General features: G+C 63.3%; 16 protein-coding genes. 12 read left to right on the top strand and 4 right to left on the bottom strand.

Annotation, left to right across the window (positions count from 1 at the left end; translation table 11 throughout):
* Window positions 1-48 precede the first annotated feature (48 nt).
* The 3 genes from AC1ROB_RS01985 to AC1ROB_RS01975 all read left to right on the top strand — a co-directional run bounded on the left by AC1ROB_RS01985 (window position 49) and on the right by AC1ROB_RS01975 (window position 3,275).
* A complete protein-coding gene (locus tag AC1ROB_RS01985; RefSeq protein ID WP_492972435.1) occupies window positions 49-1,017 on the top strand; it encodes a Bug family tripartite tricarboxylate transporter substrate binding protein in 969 nt (322 codons plus the stop codon).
* Between the two features lie 64 nt (window positions 1,018-1,081).
* A complete protein-coding gene (locus AC1ROB_RS01980) occupies window positions 1,082-1,843 on the top strand; it encodes an SDR family NAD(P)-dependent oxidoreductase (RefSeq protein ID WP_492972436.1) in 762 nt (253 codons plus the stop codon).
* 13 nt (window positions 1,844-1,856) lie between these two features.
* Window positions 1,857-3,275 (top strand): aldehyde dehydrogenase family protein, encoded by a 1,419-nt coding sequence (locus AC1ROB_RS01975; protein WP_492972437.1) that lies wholly within the window; start codon window positions 1,857-1,859, stop codon window positions 3,273-3,275.
* Window positions 3,276-3,379: 104 nt separating this feature from the next.
* Here the strand turns inward: AC1ROB_RS01975 and AC1ROB_RS01970 are convergent, their stop codons facing one another.
* Complete coding sequence (locus AC1ROB_RS01970) at window positions 3,380-4,447, bottom strand: alpha/beta hydrolase (protein ID WP_492972438.1); 1,068 nt, start codon at window positions 4,445-4,447, stop codon at window positions 3,380-3,382.
* Window positions 4,448-4,627: 180 nt separating this feature from the next.
* Here AC1ROB_RS01970 and AC1ROB_RS01965 point away from each other — a divergent pair, with 180 nt between their 5' ends.
* From AC1ROB_RS01965 to AC1ROB_RS01945, 5 genes are all read left to right on the top strand, one after another.
* The gene (locus AC1ROB_RS01965; RefSeq protein WP_492972439.1) at window positions 4,628-5,413 is read left to right on the top strand and encodes a DNA-binding transcriptional regulator; all 786 of its coding nucleotides are present in this window, start codon (window positions 4,628-4,630) and stop codon (window positions 5,411-5,413) included.
* Between the two features lie 105 nt (window positions 5,414-5,518).
* Window positions 5,519-6,427, top strand: a complete 909-nt coding sequence (locus AC1ROB_RS01960; protein ID WP_492972440.1) for a cupin domain-containing protein — start codon at window positions 5,519-5,521, stop codon at window positions 6,425-6,427.
* 20 nt (window positions 6,428-6,447) lie between these two features.
* A complete protein-coding gene (locus AC1ROB_RS01955) occupies window positions 6,448-7,212 on the top strand; it encodes an HpcH/HpaI aldolase family protein (protein WP_492972441.1) in 765 nt (254 codons plus the stop codon).
* A gap of 5 nt (window positions 7,213-7,217) precedes the next feature.
* Window positions 7,218-7,862, top strand: coding sequence for a flavin reductase family protein (locus tag AC1ROB_RS01950; protein ID WP_492972827.1), 645 nt, complete (start codon window positions 7,218-7,220; stop codon window positions 7,860-7,862).
* A gap of 32 nt (window positions 7,863-7,894) precedes the next feature.
* Entirely contained in the window at window positions 7,895-8,866 is a 972-nt protein-coding gene (locus tag AC1ROB_RS01945) for a DUF6282 family protein (RefSeq protein WP_492972442.1), read from the top strand.
* Window positions 8,867-8,872: 6 nt separating this feature from the next.
* Here the strand turns inward: AC1ROB_RS01945 and AC1ROB_RS01940 are convergent, their stop codons facing one another.
* Both AC1ROB_RS01940 and AC1ROB_RS01935 read right to left on the bottom strand, forming a co-directional pair.
* A complete protein-coding gene (locus AC1ROB_RS01940) occupies window positions 8,873-10,120 on the bottom strand; it encodes a BaiN/RdsA family NAD(P)/FAD-dependent oxidoreductase (RefSeq protein ID WP_492972443.1) in 1,248 nt (415 codons plus the stop codon).
* 53 nt (window positions 10,121-10,173) lie between these two features.
* Window positions 10,174-10,788, bottom strand: coding sequence for a cyclic nucleotide-binding domain-containing protein (locus tag AC1ROB_RS01935; RefSeq protein ID WP_493031369.1), 615 nt, complete (start codon window positions 10,786-10,788; stop codon window positions 10,174-10,176).
* Between the two features lie 272 nt (window positions 10,789-11,060).
* Here AC1ROB_RS01935 and AC1ROB_RS01930 point away from each other — a divergent pair, with 272 nt between their 5' ends.
* The gene (locus tag AC1ROB_RS01930; protein WP_492972445.1) at window positions 11,061-11,648 is read left to right on the top strand and encodes a TetR/AcrR family transcriptional regulator; all 588 of its coding nucleotides are present in this window, start codon (window positions 11,061-11,063) and stop codon (window positions 11,646-11,648) included.
* A 6-nt stretch (window positions 11,649-11,654) separates the two neighbouring features.
* Here AC1ROB_RS01930 and AC1ROB_RS01925 read toward each other — a convergent pair whose 3' ends face one another.
* Window positions 11,655-12,602 carry a fatty acid desaturase gene (locus AC1ROB_RS01925; RefSeq protein WP_492972446.1) on the bottom strand — a complete coding sequence of 316 codons (948 nt, stop codon included), beginning with the start codon at window positions 12,600-12,602 and terminating at the stop codon, window positions 11,655-11,657.
* 207 nt (window positions 12,603-12,809) lie between these two features.
* Here AC1ROB_RS01925 and AC1ROB_RS01920 point away from each other — a divergent pair, with 207 nt between their 5' ends.
* The 3 genes from AC1ROB_RS01920 to AC1ROB_RS01910 all read left to right on the top strand — a co-directional run bounded on the left by AC1ROB_RS01920 (window position 12,810) and on the right by AC1ROB_RS01910 (window position 16,052).
* Window positions 12,810-13,427, top strand: coding sequence for a response regulator transcription factor (locus AC1ROB_RS01920; protein WP_492972447.1), 618 nt, complete (start codon window positions 12,810-12,812; stop codon window positions 13,425-13,427).
* Window positions 13,428-13,541: 114 nt separating this feature from the next.
* Entirely contained in the window at window positions 13,542-13,910 is a 369-nt protein-coding gene (locus AC1ROB_RS01915) for a response regulator transcription factor (RefSeq protein WP_492972448.1), read from the top strand.
* A gap of 78 nt (window positions 13,911-13,988) precedes the next feature.
* A complete protein-coding gene (locus AC1ROB_RS01910; protein ID WP_492972449.1) occupies window positions 13,989-16,052 on the top strand; it encodes a PAS domain-containing sensor histidine kinase in 2,064 nt (687 codons plus the stop codon).
* Window positions 16,053-16,091: the final 39 nt, after the last annotated feature.

Here is a 16,091-nt window from a genome sequence, read left to right as displayed (position 1 = left end):
CTCAAACAACACGTGCAGGAAAACCTGCGCAGAAAATCGGAGGAAACCATGCGTCTGTTCTCTCTTGCCCTCTTCGGCCTCGGGCTTGCCCTTGCTCCCTGTCATGGCGCCGTTGCGCAGGGATGGCCGGATCGTCCGGTCACCCTGATCGTGCCATTCCCGGCAGGCTCCGCGATCGATTTCCTCGCCCGAGCCACCGGCAGCGAACTGGCCGACAAGCTGGGCAAGCCGTTCATCGTCGAAAACCGCACGGGAGCGGGCGGCAATATCGGCGGCGCCGCGGTGGCCAAGGCGCCGGCCGATGGCTACATGCTGCTGTTCGGGACGCCGTCGCCGATTGCGATCAACAAGCTGATGTACAAGGGCCTGTCTTATGATTCGGATAAGGATTTTACACCGGTCGTTCTCGTGGCCAAGTCGCCGCTGATCATCACGACGCGGCTCGGCTTTCCGGCCAAGACCTTCGAGGAGCTGATCGCTTATGCCAAGAAAAACCCTGGCAAGGTCAACGTCGGCAATCCCGGCAATGGCACGCTCGGGCATATCACCGCGGAACTGATCCAGCAGTTTACCGGTGTGACGATGACGAACGTGCCTTATCGCGGCACCGTGCCTCTGATGACCGATCTTCTGGGCGGCCAGGTGGATGTTGCCATGGATTTTATGCCGACCTATGTGCCGCAGGTGACCGAACGCAAGATTCAGGCCCTGGCGGTAACCACCAGCCAGCGCAGCAAGCAGCTGCCTGATGTGCCGACCGTACAGGAAGCAGGCTTCAAGGGCTTCGAGGCCTCTGCGTGGTACGCGATGGTCGCGCCAACCGGCACGCCGCGCGACATCATCAACAAGCTGAACAAGGTGGTGAACGACTTCGTGAAAAGCGACAAGGGCAGAACCCTTCTGGAGCAGAATACCCTGGAGCCCGTCGGCGGGTCTCCGGAAGACCTCAAGGCCTTTATCGCCAGCGAGCTTGCCAAGTGGAAGCCGGTGATCGAGGCGGCAAAGATCGAGATGTAATGGATCGAGGCCGCCATCAGGCGGCCTCGCCCGAACCGCCCCAGATTTCACAAGAGTGTACGCGATGACCGGTATTGAAATTCCCGTGCTGCCGATTGCAAAGGTCGCGCTTGTCACGGGCGCCAGCAGCGGGATCGGCAAGGCCACCGCGGCGCGCCTTGCTGCCATGGGATCCATGGTCGTGGTCGGCTACAACAGTCGCCGCGAAATGGCGGAAGACGTGGTGAGCGGGCTGCAGGGCAGCGGGCATATGGCACTGCGCATTGCGATCGACGACTCCGCGTCCATCGCGGCAGCCGTGAAGGTCGTGGAGGAGCGCTACGGGCGGCTCGATGCCCTGGTCAATTGCGGCGGCGCGACCACACCCGTGCCCGCCAATGATCTGGACAGCCTGACGGATGATATCTTCGACCGGACCGTGACGATCAATCTGCGTGGGCCCTTCGCCATGATCCGTGCCTTCCGCCCCTTGCTGGAGCGCGGCAGTCAGGCGGCCATCGTGAATATTTCGTCCATCGCGGCTCGTACGGGTCTGGGCAGCAGCCTGGCCTATCTGTCTGCCAAGGCGGGTGTCGATGCTCTGACCATTGCGCTTGCCAAGGTGCTCGCGCCGCGCATTCGCGTGTTCTCTGTCTCGCCAGCGGGCGTGGACACGGATTTTGTTCCCGGCCGTACCCGTGAGCAACTGCTGAAAGTTGCCGAAAGATTGCCGCTGGCTCATGTCACCACACCGGATGATGTCGCAAGAGCCGTGATTGCCTGTATCGTCAACCTGACCAGTTCGACGGGCATCGTGGTGCCGGTGGACGAAGGCCGGCATCTGTGAAGGATCGACAGGCATGACGGACAAGCTGAAATTCTACATCGACGGCACCTGGGTGGACCCGGCCGCGCCCTCGACACTCGGCGTGCAGAATCCGGCCACCGAAGAGATTTTCGCGCGGATCAGCCTGGGTTCGGCCCAGGATATCGACCGCGCCGTGAAGGCCGCACGCCGCGCCTTCACGACCTATTCCGAAACGAGCGTCGAAGAGCGTCTCTCGTATCTCCACAAGATCATTGCGGGCTTCAAGGCACGTCTGCCTGAGCTGGCGCGGACCATGACGTTGGAAATGGGCGCACCGATCACCTTTGCGACCGAGCGCCAGGCCACCGTCGCGCTGTTCCATTTCGAAGAAGCCGCCCGCGTTCTGGCGTCATACCAGTTCGAGGAACCGATGGCGCCGGGCATGATCCGCCGTGAGCCGATCGGCGTCTGCGGTCTGATCACGCCGTGGAACTGGCCGCTGAACCAGGTCGCCTCCAAGGTCGCACCGGCGCTCGCCACCGGCTGTACCGTCGTGCTCAAGCCCAGCGAGGTCGCGCCACTGTCTGCCATGCTGTTCGCCGAGATTGTCCATGACGCCGGACTTCCCGCCGGTGTCTTCAATCTGGTGAACGGCGACGGCCCCACGGTGGGCGAGGCCATTGCCGCGCATCCGGGGATCGACATGGTGTCCTTCACCGGCTCGACGGCTGCCGGCATCCGCGTGGCAAAGCTCGCGGCGGATACGGTCAAGCGCGTCGCCCAGGAGCTGGGCGGTAAGTCCGCGAACATCATCCTGCCGGATGCCGACCTGAAGGCGGCCGTGATCCAGGGCGTTCATGCCTGCTATACGAATGGTGGCCAGAACTGCCAGTCCCCGACGCGCATGCTGATCCCGCGCGAACAACGCGAGGCCGCTTTTGCAGCGGCGCGCCAGGCTGTCGATGGCATCCGTCTCGGCGATCCTCTCGATCCGGCCACCACCATGGGGCCGATGGTGAGCCAATCGCAGTATGAAAAAATCCAGGCCCTGATTCAGTCCGGCCTCGATGAGGGGGCCACCCTAGTGGCCGGCGGCACAGGGCGACCGGCAGACCTCAATCGCGGCTATTACGTGCGTCCGACCGTTTTCGGCGATGTGACGCCACAGATGAAAATCGCGCGCGAGGAGATCTTCGGCCCCGTGCTGTCGATCCTGAGTTATGACAGCGAGGACGAGGCGGTCGAGATCGCCAACGACACACCATTCGGCCTGGCGGGCTTCGTGCAGTCGAAGGATCGCGACCATGCCCGCCGGGTGGCCAACCGCATCCGCGCCGGGCGCGTCTATCTCAACGGCGCGCCGTTCGATCGCAGCCTGCCGTTCGGTGGCTACAAGCAGTCGGGCAACGGGCGCGAATTCGGCGTCTTCGGCTTTGAGGAATATCTCGAAGTGAAAGCTGTTCTCGGCTAGCGCCATTCTCAGCTAGCGCCATTCTTGGCTAGCGGCGGACATAACCGTTAGAACCTCCCACTGAAAACGCCGGCGCCTCGATGAAGCGCCGGCGTCTTTTTTTGTCAGTTGGCGAACTTGTCCAAGCCCTTGCGGCCCAGCCATTTGGAAAGCTCGTCACCCACGGCTTCGTTGTTGAGGTCGGCAAAGGGGATATGCGAATTGCCGCGCAGGCCGGTATCCGGAAGCAGCAGGACCTCGCAGTCGCCACCATGCTTGTTGACGATGCCGCAGAAGGTCTTTGCCATTTCGGCCGAGTTTTTCCAGATGGCGCGTGTGTCGGTGTAGTCGCCGAACACCAGCTGGATCGGGAACTTTGTCAGCTTCATGAACTCCGCCATCGGTACGGAATGCGGACCATAGGGCGCCTTGGGCTGGGGTTCCGGGCCTTCGCCGATCGGGAAGACGAAGCCCGGGGTTTCATAGGCCACAATGCCTTTCATGCTGCTGCTATTCGCCTTGAGCGCCGACAGCAGGGCGCGCCAGCCGCCGGCGGAATTGGTGAGAGCGACGACAGGTCCGATCCTGTCGATGGCCTGGCCACCGGCTTCGGCCTGCAGCAAGGCATTTTCGAGGGTGTCGTACTCGTCGTAACGGGCGCGGGTTGCCTGGTTCCAGGCTTCCTTGTCGGCAGTCGGGAATTGCAGGCCGGGATGCCAGTTGGGGTAGGTGACACCGAACCGCCAGGCGGCGAAATTGCGCTGGTCGAAATACTCCGGGGTGTAGGTGATCGGTTCGCAGCTCCAGTTCGCGCGGCCGACGCGCGGGCCGTCCCACAGATACACGGGATAGCCTTTGCGCAGGAACATGCTTTTGTAGCCTTCCCCGCCATCCCAGCGGGTTTCCCACACCTTGGTGCTGGAACTGTGCCACATGATCAGGCCGGTCTGACGGCGCTTTTGCGGGATGAAGTATTCAACGTAGCCGTGATCGCAGGAGAGGGTTTCGTTGGGGTTGGCGGGATTGGCGATCATCTTGCCGCCCACCTCATACGCGCCTGTCGAATCCAGGATAATCGGCGGCTTTGATGTGCCCTGCGCGAAGGCCGTGTGGCTGAGTCCGGCCAACAACACTGCGCCGGCCAGCAGCTTCAACGGCCCCCAGACTTTAAAACGGTTTTCCATATACGTCATGATGCGCCTCCCTTCGGCTTTTCTTGTGCGGGAGACGCTACAGGTGCGGTTTACCGACCGGCACAGGAAGTTCTGTCCATTTCACGATCCGAAATGAAGTGACGGCATGACAGTCGTCGGCTTGCGTTTTGGCGGGCTGCATTTCACAATACGGAATAAACAGCGTATCGAGGAAACGCCATGCCGGATGCCGCCCACGTCCAATCGGTCACGCGCGCGCTGGATCTTCTGCAGGCTCTGAACCGCCAGAAGGTCGCTTCGATCAAGCAATTGCATGACACGACGGGCTTGCCCAAGCCGACCATTGTGCGTCTGCTCAAGACGCTGACGGCACGGGGCTATGTCGTCAACGATCACCGGCAGGGCGGCTATTCCGTGACCTCGCAAGTGCGCGCGCTCAGCTGCGGCTTCCATGGCGATCCGCTCGTGGTCGAGGCCGGGCGGGCCTGGGCGATCGATCTGACCCGACGATTCAAGTGGCCGGCAGCGATCGCGGTGCTGGATGAAGATGCGATGACGGTGCGTTTCAGCACCATTCCCGAAAGCCCGATTTCGCCGTTTCACGGTACCGTTGGCATGCGCCTGAGCCTGCTGTCGCGCAGCCTGGGCCGGGCCTATCTCGCGTTTTGTCCCGCTGCCGAGCGCAACATTCTGCTGCAGATGCTGTCGTCGTCGAAAGATCCCGAAGATGCCTCGGCACGCCGGCCGGCCGCGCTGTTGCGCAGCCTGCAGTCCATCCGCAGCCAGGGTTTTGCCGAGCGCGATCCGCATGTCGAGCCGAAATCATCCGCCACGCTGGGCGTCCCGGTGATGGATGGCGACCGTGTGCTGGCGACGCTGGGGCTGACGTATTTCACCTCGGCCATGAAGCGCGCCCAGGCGGTCGAACTTCTGGTGCCGCATCTGCGGTCTGCAGCCGAGAATATTGCGCGCAGCATCAGCCGTCTGGGCGGCGACATCCGGTAGTCGCCATTCCGCATTACGAAACGCGCGCGGATATTTCATCCCGCGGCGGCACGCCTTCCTTATGATCCGGCCCAATCGACCGGCAAATGATCAGGGAGGAGTGCCGTGTATAACCCCAGCGACCCGCGCGCGGGTCTGGCCGCCAGGCCGGCCGGCGCATCGGCCACGCCTGTCACGGCTTACGGCGCCTGCGAATATGTCCGCTTCTATCAGGAGCCGCCGCAGGATAGCGGACCCGAGGGTAAGACCTGGTATGCGCGCGGCCAGAATTTTCTGATCGCCATCACCGAGCCGGCCGTGGGAGCCGTGCTGGCGCGTGAAGCGCAGCCGGATGAATACGCGATCATCCTGGACGACCCGAAGCTCGAGGTGGAGATCACCACCAGGGACGGCACGCAGGTGGTGAAGGGCAATTCGCTGGCCTTCATTCCGCCCGGTAAATCCAGCGTCAAGGTGCTGAAGCCCGGCCGCATCGTGCGTATGTTCACCACGCAATCGACCGATCTCTTGGCCGAGTGCATCAACGCGGCCTCCTATAAGGAGCCGAAGCCGGCTGTCGCAGCGGCCAAGCCGTGGCCGATGCCGAAGGATGGCCTCAAGCTTCGTGTCTATTCGCTCGATGTGCCGCCGGAGAAGGGTCGTTTCGGGCGCATCTGGCGTTGCACGACCCTGATGATCAATTACATCGATCCCCGTCAGGGCCCGCGCGATCCGACCACGCTCTCACCGCATCATCACGATGATTTCGAGCAGGGTTCTCTCGCGCTGGAAGGTGATTTCGTTCACCACATACGCTGGCCCTGGACACCCAACAAGCATATCTGGCGCGACGACCAGCACGAATTTCTGGGCAGCCCCTCTATCGCCGTCATCCCGCCGCCCTCGGTGCATACGACCGAAGCCATCGGCAAGGGCCTGAACCAGCTGGTCGACCTGTTCTGCCCGCCGCGCATGGATTTCTCGCTGAAGCCCGGCTGGGTGTTGAATGCCGACGATTATCCGATGCCGGAATAGAGCATGGCTGGGTTCTGAATATGACAGAGACGCGTACTTTCCGGCAGCGGATGCTTGCCGGTGACAAGCTGGTCGGCACATTCCTCAAGACACCGACCAGTCACGGCACCGAAATCATTGCAGGTCTTGGCTTCGATTTCGTGGTCATCGACCAGGAACATGCGCCGTTCGACCGCACCACCACCGACATCGCATTGATGGCGGCGCGCGGCAGCAATATTCCGGCGCTCGTGCGGGTGTCGGGTCCGGATGCGGTCCTGTCTGTGTTCGATTGCGGGGCGACCGGCATTCTGATGCCGCATGTGACGAGTGCGGCCTATGCACGCGAAGTGGCGGCGCTGTGCCGCTATCGCGGCGGTCGTCGCGGTTTTGCCACCAGCACCCGCGCCGGCGGTTATACGGCTGTGCCGATGTGGAAGCATATCCGTGCATCGGACGACGGCATGGCCGTCATCGCGCAGATCGAAGATCCCGAGGCCCTCGACCAGATCGAGGAGATCGCCGCGGTCGAGGGGATCGACTCGCTGTTCATCGGGCGCGGCGACCTGACGGCGGCTTTCGGTGATGAGACGCCCAATCCGCCCGCCGTCCGTGCGGCGGTAGAGAAGATTGCGGCGGCGGCGCGCAAGGCGAACAAGCCGGTCAGTGTTTATGTCGGCGGCAAACCTGACGCCGAATGGCTCCGCGACCAGGGTGCGACCACCTTCATCTGCAATTCCGACCAGGGCTTCCTGCGCCAGGCGGCGATGAGGGGCCTTGCCGAGATGCGCGAGACGCTGGCGTGAGTCGCATGCAGGAAATCCGCCCCGCCGATCTCACGGGCGATGCGGCCTACAAGCTGCTCTGCGGCATTGTCGTGCCGCGGCCGATCGCCTGGGTCAGCACGCTCTCGGCCTCGGGGCAGTCGAATCTCGCTCCGTTCAGCTGTTTCACCTTCGTGTCGCATCGTCCGCCGATGCTGGGCGTCAGCATCGGCCGGCGACCGAATGGTTTTAAAGACACGGCGCGCAACATCCACGAGACGCGGGAATTCGTAGTCCACATCGGCGATGAGACGCTGCTCGATCCGCTGCATCGTTCCGGCGCGGAGTTTCCGCCCGAGGTCAGCGAGGCCGATCTGCTCGGACTCGAGTTGCTGCCGAGCAAAATGGTGGCGCCGCTGCGAGTGGCGCGGGCGCCGGTCGCCATGGAATGCCGCCTGCACAAGGTGGTCGATTTCGGCAACAACCAGTTCTTCGTCGGCGAGATCGACCTGTTCCACATCCGCGAGGGTCTTGCGGTGGGCAACAAGGTCGATTCCGGACAGCTGCGGCCCATCGCCCGGCTGGGCGGTCCGAATTACGCCACGCTGGGCGAAATCATCGGCATGACGCCCCAGAGCGAACAGGCGGAGCAGGCGGCTCCACAACAGAAAAGCGCCGCCCAGGCGGGCTAGGCGCATTTGGCACATCACCAGGAGGCACGGCGATGACTGATCCAATCCTTATGTTTTCCAAGACCGTCGAGGAATATTCCGACGCGCCCGAGTCGGTGATCGCGGATATCCTGCGCGGCGCCGTCGACCTGCATTGCCACAGCGGCCCCTCGGTGATGCCGCGCTCGCTGAACCACCTGCAGGCGATCCTGGAAGCCCAGGATGCCGGCATGCATGCGGTGCTGTTCAAGGACCACTACTACTCGGTGACGCCGGTGGCGAAGTACATCGAGGAGACGATGCCCGACCTGCGCATCAACCTGCTGAGTGGCGTGGCGCTCAACAACACGGTCGGCGGTCTCAATGTTTACGCCGTCGATCATATGCTCAAGCTTGGCGGGCATATCGTGTGGATGCCCACTTTCAGCGCCGCCAACCATCTGCGCCATGGCCATCGCCATGTCATCCTGCCGACCAAGGAACAGATGCTGAAGCCGACCGGCCTGTCGGTGGTGGATGACAAGGGCGACCTCAAGGACGAGGTCAAGCCGATCCTCGATATCATCGCCGAGACCGACACGGTTTTGTCGGCCGGCCATTTGCATATCAGCGAGATCTGGCCGCTGTTCGACGAGGCCAAGAAGCGGGGCGTGAAACGGCTGCTGGTCAATCATCCAACCTTCGTGATCGATGCGACGCTGCGCGACATTAAGGAGCTGGTCGATATGGGCGCCTATATCGAACATTCCTTCTGCATGTTCATCAACGAAACCTACAACAAGAAATTCACCGGAGAGCAGCTCAAGCAATTGATCGAGGCGGCCGGCGTGGACCGCACCATCCTTGGTTCAGATCTTGGTCAGGCCAAGAACCCGCATCCGGTCGCAGGCTTCCGTGCCGTCATCCGGCTCTGCCTGGGGCTCGGCTATAACGAAACTGAAATCCGCAAGATGATCGGCCTGAATGCCTGCCATCTGATGGGCCTTCCGGAGCCGCAGTTGGCGGCATCGGCGGCTGCCGGCTGAATCACACTAGCCGCCATCGCGGCGGGATTGTTCGGCCAGCCAGTCGAGCACACCCTGTCCGGCGGCGACGCCGGTTGCCAGGCAGCCCTGCAGCAGATAGCCGCCGGTCGGCGCTTCCCAATCCAGCATCTCGCCTGCGGCAAACACGCCCGGCCGGCGGCGCAGCATCAGACGCTCGTCCAGTTCCGTCAGCGCGATGCCGCCGGCCGTGGAGATCGCCCGCGCCAGACTGAACGGCGCCGTCAGCCGCACCGGCAGGGCTTTCACCAGCGCCGCCAGGGCCGCAGCTTCCGTGGCGGTATATCCGGCATGCAGGGCCTCCTGCACCAGACCGATGGCGACAGGCGGCAGGCCGATCCGCTTGCGCAGGAAATTCGACAGCGAAGCACCGCGACGCGGCTGATTCAGCAGCCCGGTCAATGCCGCGATGGTCAGGTCCGGGCGCAGGTCGACATGCAGCAGGGCATATCCATGGCTTGCGATCGCGTCACGGGCCGGCGTTGCCAGCGCATAGACGGCCCCGCCCTCGATACCTTCTGCGGTGATCATGGCCTCGCCGCGCAGGCTCTGGTCGCCCAGCGACAGGGCGATACGCTTCAGCGGTGCCCCGGCATGGCGATTGCGAAAAGGCTCCGACCACTCGACAGTGAAGCCGCAATTGGCGGGTTGCAGCGGCGCCATCGCGATATCGGGCAGCAGCGCAGTCCAGCTGCCATCGGCGCCCAGCCGCGGCCAGGAGGCGCCGCCCAGCGCCAGCACCACCGCATCGGCGGCATAGCTCGTGCCATCCATGAAACTGAGCGCGCCCGCGGCGTTCCAGCCGGTCCAGTGGGCCCGTGGCACCAGGCGAACGCCCATCTCGTTCAGCCGCGCAAGCCAGGCGCGCAGCAGCGGGCTGGCCTTCATGGCCTGCGGGAAAACGCGACCGCTGCTGCCGATGAAGGTTGACTGGCCCAGCGTCTCGCACCAGGCCATGAGAGCAGAAGGCGGAAAGGTCTCCAGATAGCGGCTCATCCAGTCCGAAGCCGTGCCGTATCGTGTGCGGAAGCGTTCAGCCGGTTCGGAATGCGTGATGTTGAGGCCGCCGCGTCCGGCCATCAGGAATTTGCGCCCCATGCTTGGCATGCGTTCGAACACGCTGACCGCGATGCGGCTGCCACCGGCGTTGCCACGGGCAATGACCTCGGCGGCCATCAGTCCGGCCGGACCGCCACCGATGATGGCGACGCGGAGCTGTTCAGGGGCGGTGTTCATGCCCTCTTATGGACGGTCGAACAAGCGGCTGTCCAGCCGGATGGCGGGCCGGATCAAACCGGCTCGGCGAGCAGCCGCAGGCGTTCGGCCTGTTTGATCTGGACGCGATCCGGCGCCGGCAGGCCGATGAGATCCAGCGTCTTCAGCTTGGTGAAGCAGCGGCTGACGGTTTCAATGGTCAGACCCAGATAATCGGCCATTTCAGCCCTGGTCATCGGCAGGATCACCGGATTATCGGCCATGCCACGGGCTTTCAGGCGACGGGATTGTAGCAGCAGGAAGGAGGCGATGCGTTCCATCGCGGTCTTGCGCCCCAGCAGCAGAATCTGTTCCTGCGCGGCAACGATTTCGGTTTCCGCGTCAGCCAGCAGGCGATGCTCTAGCATGGGCAGCTGCCTCATCAGTCGCCGAAATCCCTGGCGCGGGAAACGGCAGACCCGGGTGGTGACCAGGGCTTCGGCGCTTACTGTATAGGCGCTTCTGGTGTTCAGGCCGAGAAAATCGCCAGCCCCGAGAAAACCTGTGATCTGGCGGCGGCCATCGGGCATGAATTTCGAGAGCGCCATGCTGCCGCAGGTGATGTTGTAGACATGATCGGCACTGTCATGTTCGCTGAACAGAACCTGATGCGGATCGAGTTTCACCGTGGTCGCCAGCACGCTCAGCATTGCCTGTTCTTTGGGACTGAGGACGGCACAGATCGTCAGGCTGCGTGCCGTGCAGGCGTTACAGGGTTCGGCGAGTCGGGCCGGCAGCGGCCCAGCCATTGTTCGTGCAGCACCGAGGATGTGAAGGTTGGCCATGCCTCAGCTTGTCAGATCGGCCGCTCGTCGTCGATCACGGCGGCTGGGCAGAATTGTCGCATCCGGTTCGGCCGGTTGAAGCTACAGGATCGGCCTCGGGCAATTGACATCCTGCGGTGCGGTTGCTTCGATGGGCTATGACAGATCGTTCGACGTCGCCGCCCCGTCGCGGTCGCCCGCGCTCGCTGGAACTCGAAACCGCTATCCTGGAAGCCACATACAAGCTCGCCGCAAACGAAGGCCTGAGCGCCACCACCATGGATGCGGTGGCGCGTGAATCGCAGGTCTCGAAGATGACTATCTACAAATGGTGGCCATCGCGTGAAGCTCTGTTGATCGACGCCTTCCTGCGCCAGGCCTCGCTGATGCTGCCATTGGCCGATGCGGGCGATCCGCTGGTCATCCTGCAAAGCCATGCCGCTGCCTATGCCAGGGCGCTGAATGGTGATTTCGGCAAGGTGCAGCTGGCCGTGATTGCCGAATGCGTGGCGAAGACCGGCTCCGGCGCGCTGTTTTTCGATCGCTACCTGAAGACGCGAAAAAGCATCGGCGTGCAGGTGATCCGCCGCGGCCAGGCGCTGGGGCAGTTCCGCCAGGCCGAAGCGGCCGGCGAACTCTACGACCGCATTTATGGTACGATCTACTACCAGTTCCTGTTCGGTTTGCGCCGTGTCACCCCGGCGCATGCTCGCAACCTGGTCGCCGCCGTCCTGATTGCCGACTGACGTCTGCTACGACGCGAGGGCGCGAGCCCGCAGGACGCGCCAAACTTCGCCGATGACCGCGCGATAACCGTGGCCTTTATGTACGATGCGGTGGTCGATCAGCGCGTTCAGCCTGGGCAGGGCGTGGAACGGCACCGAAGGATAGGCATGGTGCTCGGCGTGATAGGGCATGTTCCAGGCGAACCAGTGCATGAGTGCGTTGGTATAGGTGGTGCGGGTGTTTTCCAGCGCACTCGGCGTGGTGGCGCAGCCGGTATGTTCCGATAGCAGATACGGCCGCAGCATCAGCTGGCCGATGCAGAGCGGCAGCAGCCAGGTCCAGAGCAGCACCGCGGTCTGCAGCCAGATGGAGCCGGCCAGAAGCGCTAGGTAGAACAGAATATGCAGCCGGGCCTCGGTCACCACCAGGCCGCGCTTGCCTTCGGGAATCCAGGGCATGACAGCCCGGCCGGTCACTGCATGGCGCAGGGTCAGCAGCAGGCGCTTGAGCAGCTGTGACACGCCGGTGAAAGTGAACAGCAGCTTGAGCCGCGATGTCGGCACCGTCTTGAAGATCAGTTCCGGATCGCGCTCAGCATCCTGGGTGTAGCGATGATGATCCCAGTGGAACAGGGTGTAATATTCATAGGGCAGGGCGATCAGCACGCCTGAAACATGCCCAACCATGCCGTTCAGGCTGCGCGTCCGGAACGCCGTCTTATGGGCGGTCTCATGCACCGTCATGAACTGGAAGGCGATCAGATAGGCCTGCAGCAGCACCAGCGGCGCGGCCCAGACGATGCCGGCATGACGCGCGGTGTAATGGATGGCGACGCCGCCGGCGATAATGGTCGCATATTGCACCAGGATGCGGATGACAGCCGGACCATTGGTCTTGACGCACAGATCGCGCAGCTGCAGCGGCGTGATCGGCCGCTCCTGGGCGGTAAAGCTGGGGGCGGCGGCCTCGCTCATGGCATGTCTGTCCGATCCGCTGGGGGCGCGCGGCTGATATTGCGCCCGGATATAAATAGTGTACTAATGGTATAGTTTATCGGCACGACGTCAAGCGCCATTCCCGTCGCCGGCCTGATTCGACCGGGGGCCATTTCGACTAACGGAGGTGGCGGGTGCGGCCGCAAGCCACTTGCCGTCTTTTTCATCGGGAGCTAGCGTCTGGCCATGACCGAACCTGCGGTAGTCCATATCGTTGAAGACGACGCATCGCTGCGCGAGGCGCTGGACAGCCTGTTTCGTTCGGTCGGGCTGCAGACCCGCATCTATGGCGCGGTGCAGGATTTTCTCAATGCCAAACGGGACGATATGCCCGGCTGTCTGGTGCTGGATGTCCGGCTGCCGGGCATGAGCGGTCTCGATTTCCAGGCCCAGCTGGCCGAGCACAATATCCATCTGCCGGCCATCATGATGACCGGGCATGGCGATATCCCGATGACGGTGCGGGCCATGAAGGCCGGGGCCATCGATTTTCTGACCAAGCCGTTCCGAGATCAGGACATGCTGGATGCGGTGATGGCGGCTATCGAGAAGGATCGCGGTCGACGATCCGCCCAGCACAGCACCCTGATTATCAAGGAGCGGTTTCAGGCACTCAGCCCGCGCGAGCAGCAGGTCATGGCGCTGGTCACGGCCGGCAAGATGAACAAGCAGGTCGCCGGCGATCTGCACCTCAGCGAGATCACGGTGAAAATCCACCGCGGCTCGGCGATGCGCAAGATGGGAGCTCAGAGCCTGGCCGATCTTGTCCGCATGGCGCAGGCCCTGAATCTGCGCGCCAATTAGTCCGGAAACCGGTCATACCTGAGTATAATTCCGGGCGCGGCCGGGCCGCTTATATAACACCCTGACATTCACAGATGCCGGGCAGATCGCAGGCAGTTCAGGTCAGGGATGCCGGTGTCGGATCAGGCGCTTATTTCCATCATCGACGACGACGAGTCGCTCCGCCAGGCCCTGGTCGGCCTGGTGCGTTCGCTGGGTTACCGGGCCAGAGGCTTCGGTTCGGCCGAGGAATTCCTCGGCTCGGGCGAGATCGGCGCGTCCGATTGCCTGATTACCGACATCCAGATGCCAGGTCTGAGCGGGATCGAGCTCAAGCATCTGCTGGTCGAGCGCAACTACCGCCTGCCGGTCATCATGATCACCGCCCGGGCCGAATCCGACCTGCGCGACCGGGCCATGGCCGCCGGCGCCATCTGCCTGTTGAAAAAACCCTTCAAGGCCGACGATCTGGCGGGTTGCATCGAACGGGCCCTGGCGGCTTAGCCGGTCCGGGATTTTCGCACGGGCCGCGCCGCGGTTCGGGGTAGACTGCCGCGTGAATCGAGCCGGGGCCGCAACGGAATGAACGACGTCATTGCACAGGACCAGTCGAAGCTTCTGGACCTTGTCCATGAAGGTATTTTCGTGCGCGACCTGGATGGCCGCATCCTGTTCTGGAACCGCGCCTGCGAAGCGCTTTACGGCTGGCAGCGCGATGACGCGCTCGGCCGTCCGGCGCAGGCATTGCTGAAGTCGCGGCATGACGACGCACTGGAAACCATCGAAGCCCGCCTGAACGCCACCGGCATCTGGGAGGGTGAAATCACCCGCACCACCGCGGCAGGCGAGCAGGTGCAGATCGAGGCCCGCTGGTCGCTGCTGCCGGCCGTTGCTGGCCGGCCGCGGACCGTGGTGGAAACCGGCCGCGACATCACCGAGCGCAAGCGTACGGAAGAAGCCCTGCGCAAGAGCGAATACCGCTACCGCAACCTGTTCCAGGCGATGGCCGCTTCGTTCTGGGAGCTGGATTTTTCCCAGGTCGGCCAGATGCTGCAGGCCATGCATGCCGCGGGCGTCACCGACTTTGCCCGCCATTTCCGCGACAGTCCGGCTGTCGTCCGCGACATGATGCGCGCCACCCGTGTCATCGATGTCAACGACCAGACGGTGGCCCTGTATGGCCGCGGCAACAAGGCTGAGCTGCTGCAGAGCGTCGAGCCGTTCTGGCCCGAGGCCAGCAGCCCCGTCTATGCCGCCGCCGTGGTGGCGACGCTGGAGCGCAAGCCATATTATGTGGCGGAGACGCGGCTGCGACGGATCGACGGCAGCGAATTTGACGCCTTGTTCACCGCCTGCTTCCCGCCCGAAACCATGGGCAAGGGCACCCTGCTGGTCGGCGTGATCGACATCTCCGAACGCAAGCACGCCTTTGCCGATCTGGAGCGCAGCGAGCTGCGCTACCGCAACCTGTTCAATTCGATGGGCGTCTCGTGCTTCCAGATGGATTCGCGCGGCCTGAATGCCTTGTTCAGCGAGTTGCGCCAGGCTGGCGTGACCGATCTCGACACCTATATCGAGCAAAATCCCGGCTTCATCGCCACCGCCATGCAGGCTTCCATCGTCACCGAGGTCAACGATCGCGCCATGCAGCTGTTGGGCGCAAAAAACCGCGATGACCTGCTGGGGCCTGTTACGCGCTACTGGCCGCCGGACGATCACGCTGCGTTCCGCGGCAGCATAGTGGCCGGTTTCAACCGCAAATCCGGCTTCGAGGCGGAAGCCCGCCAGCGCACGGTTGATGGTCGCATCATCGATGTGCTGTTCACCATGGCGGCGCCACCGGCAATGCGCGATGCGGGCATCGTGCTGTGCAGCATGCTGGATATCAGCGCGCGGGTGCGTGCCGAGGAGGCCCTGCACCGGCTGCAGGCCGATTTCGCCCATGCCACCCGCGTGTCGATGCTGGGGGAGCTGACCGCTTCGCTGGCCCATGAGGTGAACCAGCCGCTGGCGGCGATTGCCACCAATGGCGAGGCCGGCCTGCGCTGGCTGTCGCGTTCGGAACCCGATGTGGCAGAAGTGCTGACGCTGACGCGCCGCATGGTCGCCGATGCACGCCGCGCTGCCGATATCATTGCCCGCATCCGCACCATGGCGACCCGTCGGGCACCGGAAACGGCCCCGATCGCCATCAATGACGTGATCGAGGAGGCGATGGTGTTCCTTCGCCATGAAATGCAGGCCCAGGGCGTGGCCCTGACGCTCGATCTGGCGCGCGATCTGCCGCCGGTGCCGGGTGATCGCACCCAGTTACAGCAGGTCGTGGTCAATCTGGTGCTGAATGCGGTGCAGGCGATGATACAGGCGCAGAGTCCGCATCGCACGATTACGGTTACGAGCCGGCTCTCGCGTCCGGATACGGTTCTCGTCAGTGTCGAAGACAGCGGACCGGGGATAACGGCTGCGCATCGCGACAAGCTGTTCGAAAGCTTTTTCACGACCAAGGATAGCGGCATGGGCATGGGCCTGCCGATCTGCCGCTCGATCATCGAGGGCCATGGCGGCCATATCTGGGCCGATGTTTCGGAGGCCGGCGCTGGCGCACGGTTCTGCTGCAGCCTGCCGGTGGCTGGGCCCGGATTATAATTCGGTCATAGACCCGTCACACGGGGCTGTCAGAAACGG

The organism is Ferrovibrio sp. GW821-FHT12F09, from assembly GCF_058806775.1.
This window is presented reverse-complemented; position numbering and strand designations above follow the sequence as displayed.

What these genes read in the sequence shown, in the direction of transcription:
- AC1ROB_RS01985 (WP_492972435.1), top strand. Translation starts at nt 49, where the DNA reads ATGCGTCTGTTCTCTCTTGCCCTCTTCGGCCTCGGGCTTGCCCTTGCT.
- AC1ROB_RS01980 (WP_492972436.1), top strand. Translation starts at nt 1,082, where the DNA reads ATGACCGGTATTGAAATTCCCGTGCTGCCGATTGCAAAGGTCGCGCTT.
- AC1ROB_RS01975 (WP_492972437.1), top strand. Translation starts at nt 1,857, where the DNA reads ATGACGGACAAGCTGAAATTCTACATCGACGGCACCTGGGTGGACCCG.
- AC1ROB_RS01970 (WP_492972438.1), bottom strand. Translation starts at nt 4,447, where the DNA reads ATGACGTATATGGAAAACCGTTTTAAAGTCTGGGGGCCGTTGAAGCTG.
- AC1ROB_RS01965 (WP_492972439.1), top strand. Translation starts at nt 4,628, where the DNA reads ATGCCGGATGCCGCCCACGTCCAATCGGTCACGCGCGCGCTGGATCTT.
- AC1ROB_RS01955 (WP_492972441.1), top strand. Translation starts at nt 6,448, where the DNA reads ATGACAGAGACGCGTACTTTCCGGCAGCGGATGCTTGCCGGTGACAAG.
- AC1ROB_RS01950 (WP_492972827.1), top strand. Translation starts at nt 7,218, where the DNA reads ATGCAGGAAATCCGCCCCGCCGATCTCACGGGCGATGCGGCCTACAAG.
- AC1ROB_RS01945 (WP_492972442.1), top strand. Translation starts at nt 7,895, where the DNA reads ATGACTGATCCAATCCTTATGTTTTCCAAGACCGTCGAGGAATATTCC.
- AC1ROB_RS01940 (WP_492972443.1), bottom strand. Translation starts at nt 10,120, where the DNA reads ATGAACACCGCCCCTGAACAGCTCCGCGTCGCCATCATCGGTGGCGGT.
- AC1ROB_RS01935 (WP_493031369.1), bottom strand. Translation starts at nt 10,788, where the DNA reads ATGCTGAGCGTGCTGGCGACCACGGTGAAACTCGATCCGCATCAGGTT.
- AC1ROB_RS01930 (WP_492972445.1), top strand. Translation starts at nt 11,061, where the DNA reads ATGACAGATCGTTCGACGTCGCCGCCCCGTCGCGGTCGCCCGCGCTCG.
- AC1ROB_RS01925 (WP_492972446.1), bottom strand. Translation starts at nt 12,602, where the DNA reads ATGAGCGAGGCCGCCGCCCCCAGCTTTACCGCCCAGGAGCGGCCGATC.
- AC1ROB_RS01920 (WP_492972447.1), top strand. Translation starts at nt 12,810, where the DNA reads ATGACCGAACCTGCGGTAGTCCATATCGTTGAAGACGACGCATCGCTG.
- AC1ROB_RS01910 (WP_492972449.1), top strand. Translation starts at nt 13,989, where the DNA reads ATGAACGACGTCATTGCACAGGACCAGTCGAAGCTTCTGGACCTTGTC.